This is a genomic window from Rathayibacter sp. AY1H3, from assembly GCF_002932015.1.
On record NZ_PSUU01000091.1, the window covers coordinates 1 to 3,284 of the forward strand.

A 3,284-nucleotide genomic window follows, 5' to 3' on the forward strand; every position below is an offset into this window, starting at 1 on the left:
CGGACTCGTCGCGGCGAACGCGGCGGTCGAGCACGCCGACCTCCAGCGCCACACCGCTGCACTCCACCTCGACCGACACTCCGTCCACCGGTGCGCCGTCGACGGCGCACCGGTCGACGGCGCACCGGTGGACGGAGTGTCGGTCGAGGTGGAGTGCAGCGGTGTGGCGCTGGAGGTCGGCGTGCTCGACGGCGTCGCGGCGAACGCGGCGGTCGAGCCGAGCGCGACGAGTCCGAGGGCGCCGACGGCGATGCCGATGGTCAGGGCGCGCTTCTTCGGACGGCGCGGCCCGAAGCTCGAGCCCTTCTCGGCGGGGGTGGTCGACTCGGTCATGGGTGTCTCCTCGTTCCGGCCCGGTGCCGACCCCGTTCGGGATCGGTTGCGGCCGGTTCCATTTCAGATTCGAAGGCGAATCTGAAGCCGGACTTAAGAACAGACCCTCCACAGCAGACGCCGGGTGCGCCCCGATCCGCGCCCCCTAGGTTCGAGCACATGCCCTCCTCCGCCCGTGTGCTCCTCATCGAGGACGACGACGCCATCCGCTCCTCCGTCGAGACCGCGCTGCGCAGCGAGCGCTTCACGGTCCGCGGTCTCGTCTCCGGCGAGGACCTCGCCCGCGAGCTGAGCACCTTCGCTCCGGACCTGGTGATCCTCGACTGGATGCTCCCCGGCCCGAGCGGCATCGTGCTCGCCGAGCGGATCCGCCGCAGCAGCGACGCGGCGGTGATCATGCTCACCGCCCGCGACGCCGTCGACGACCGCCTCCGCGGCTTCGACGAGGGCGTCGACGACTACGTGGTGAAGCCGTTCGTGCTCGCCGAGCTCGTCAAGCGCGTGACCGCCGTGCTGCGCCGCCGCGGCCGCATCCCGTCCGTCGTCGAGATCGGAGACCTCGTCGTCGACCCGGAGTCGGGCCGCGCCCGCCGCGGCGGCGTCGCCCTCGACCTCACCGCGACCGAGTTCCGCCTCCTCGCCTTCCTCGCCGGGAACCGCGGCCGCACCCTCACCAAGACCCAGATCCTCACGCAGGTCTGGGGCTACGACCACGTCGACCCGAACCTCGTCGAGGTGCACCTCAGCTCCCTCCGCAAGAAGATGGAGGCGCACGGCGACCGGCTCGTGCACACCGTCCGCGGCCTCGGCTACCGGGTGGAGGCGTGAACCGCGCCCAGCCGGGCGCGCTGCGGACCGGCTCGCTCCGCCTCCGCACCGTCCTGGCCGTGCTCGCTCTGCTGGCCGTGCTGCTCCTGGCCCTCTCGGCGACGGTGCAGGCGGTGCTCGGCGAGCGCCTCCGCGACCAGATCGAGGAGCGGCTGCAGGACCGCGCCGCCGCCGCCGCCGCGCTGGTCGGCACGATCGCCGACGACGCCCTCGCCTCCCGCCTCTCGGCGCAGGGCGTCTCGGTGCGGATCACGAGCCCCGAGGGCGAGGACGTCGTGGCCGGGCCGAGTCCGGAGCAGCTGCGACTGGGCCCGGGAGCCGCCGATCAGCTCGGAGAGCCGCCGTCGCCGCCCGGCACGAGCTTCTCCTCCGGAGCCGTCCCGCCCCGAGCCGCCTCCGCCGCCGTCACCGTCGTCTCGAGCAGCGTCGCCGCCGACGACGAGCTGATCACCCTCGAGTCGACCCTCAGCGACGGCACCCGACTCCAGCTCACCAGCGAGGCCGGGTCGGTCGGCAGCACCCTCGCGCAGCTGAACGGGATCCTGCTCGGCGCGTCGGCCGTGTTCCTCCTGCTGGCCGCGCTCGCGCTGATCGTCGTGGTCCGCGCAACCCTTCGACCCCTGGAGCGGATGACCGACGTGGCCCGCGACATCGCGCACGGCGACCGCGGGCGGCGGCTGCGCCCCTCCCGTCCGCGGACCGAGCTCGGCCGCACCGCGACCGCGTTCGACGAGATGCTCGACGACCTCGAGCAGGCCGAGCGCAGCGCCCTCGCCGCCGAGGCGACGGCCCTCGCGGCGGAGCAGCGGATGCGCGCGTTCGTCTCGGACGCCGCGCACGAGCTGCGGACGCCGGTCGCCGGCATCCAGGCCGCCGCCGACGCGCTCGTCCGCGCCGACGGCGGCGAGCAGGAGCGCGAGCGCCTTTCGGTGCACGTCGTGCGGGAGTCGCTGCGCGCGGGTCGCCTCATCCAGGACATGCTGCTGATGGCGCGGCTGGACGAGGGCCTGGCTGTGGAGTCGCGTCCGTTGGACCCCGCGGGCGTCGCCGAGGCCGCGATCGAGCGCCAGGAGCTGCGCCGCCCGGGCCTCGCGATCGAGCTGCACCGGCCCGCCGAGCCGCTCCTGGTCAGCGCCGACGCCGACCGGCTGGCTCAGGTGCTCGGCAACCTCCTCGAGAACGGCGCCCGCTTCGCCCGCTCCCGGATCGACGTCGCCGTCGAGGCGGCCGCCGACTCCGTCACGATCACCGTCGACGACGACGGCCCCGGCATCGCCGAGGCCGACCGCGAGCGCGTCTTCGACCGCCTCGTCCGCCTCGACGACGCCCGCAACCGCGCCGACGGCGGCTCAGGCCTCGGCCTGCCGATCGCGCGCGGGCTGGCCCGGGCCCTCGGCGGCGACCTCGTGGCGGAGGCGGGGCCCGTCGGCGCCCGCTTCCGGGTGACGCTGCCTCGCGCGGGGTGACGCCGTCCCGCTCCCCCTAGCTCGACGGGCGCGCGGGCCCCGCTCCGCCCGAACGGCAGGAGTGGCTCCATGGACAGGGACGACGCGGAGCAGCGTGTCCGGCAGGCCCGCGACGAGGCCCCGAGGTTCGGGAGCGGTCCCCTGCTCGCCACCTTCACCGTCCGCCACCGCCGCGGACTCGACGTCGCCTTCGTGCTCGACGGCGCCGACGGGGACTTCCAGATCGGCATGGGCGCCGCGTCCGACGACTTCCGGAGCGTCCTCACCGTCGGCGTCGACCGCGAGGACGGCCGCATCCGCGGCGTCTCCAGCTGGACCGTCGACGGCCGCGAGAGCCGCGTGCCCGTGCGGATCCTGCACCGCTCCGCCACCGTGGTCATCGTGGAGGCCGCTCCCCTCCCCCTCGACCGGCGCCCGTCCTCGCTCAAGTGCTGGTCCTTCCTCCGCCGCGCCTCCGCCGACCACCACTCCGACGTGCTCGGCTTCGTGTCCCCCGACCTGGCCGACCTCCCCCCGGTCCGACTCCTCACCGATCCGCGGGCGCGGCGCGGGCGCTGAGCCGGCCTCCCGCGCGAGGCGGCGGATCCCGCCCGACCCGCAGGCGCCGGTGCGATCATGCGCTGACGCGACCCGCCCGGAGGTCCGCCCGACCCGGAG

3 protein-coding genes and 1 pseudogene are annotated in these 3,284 nt (G+C 75.1%); 3 read left to right on the forward strand and 1 reads right to left on the reverse strand.

Going from position 1 to position 3,284, the window contains the following annotated elements; all coding sequences use genetic code 11:
* Positions 1-333, reverse strand: a pseudogene (locus C5C33_RS18335) (hypothetical protein); the annotation flags it as partial.
* Positions 334-492: 159 nt separating this feature from the next.
* On the opposite strand from C5C33_RS18335, the gene C5C33_RS17995 reads away from it, so the two are divergent.
* The 3 genes from C5C33_RS17995 to C5C33_RS18005 all read left to right on the forward strand — a co-directional run bounded on the left by C5C33_RS17995 (position 493) and on the right by C5C33_RS18005 (position 3,185).
* On the forward strand, positions 493-1,161 hold the full coding sequence (locus tag C5C33_RS17995; protein ID WP_104225192.1) for a response regulator transcription factor: 669 nt from the start codon (positions 493-495) through the stop codon (positions 1,159-1,161).
* Positions 1,158-2,627 (forward strand): HAMP domain-containing sensor histidine kinase, encoded by a 1,470-nt coding sequence (locus tag C5C33_RS18000; RefSeq protein ID WP_104261784.1) that lies wholly within the window; start codon positions 1,158-1,160, stop codon positions 2,625-2,627. The genes C5C33_RS17995 and C5C33_RS18000 overlap by 4 nt, the downstream gene beginning before the upstream one ends.
* 69 nt (positions 2,628-2,696) lie before the next feature.
* Positions 2,697-3,185: a hypothetical protein gene (locus C5C33_RS18005; protein ID WP_104227448.1), complete on the forward strand. Its 489-nt coding sequence runs from the start codon at positions 2,697-2,699 to the stop codon at positions 3,183-3,185.
* Positions 3,186-3,284 lie beyond the last annotated feature (99 nt).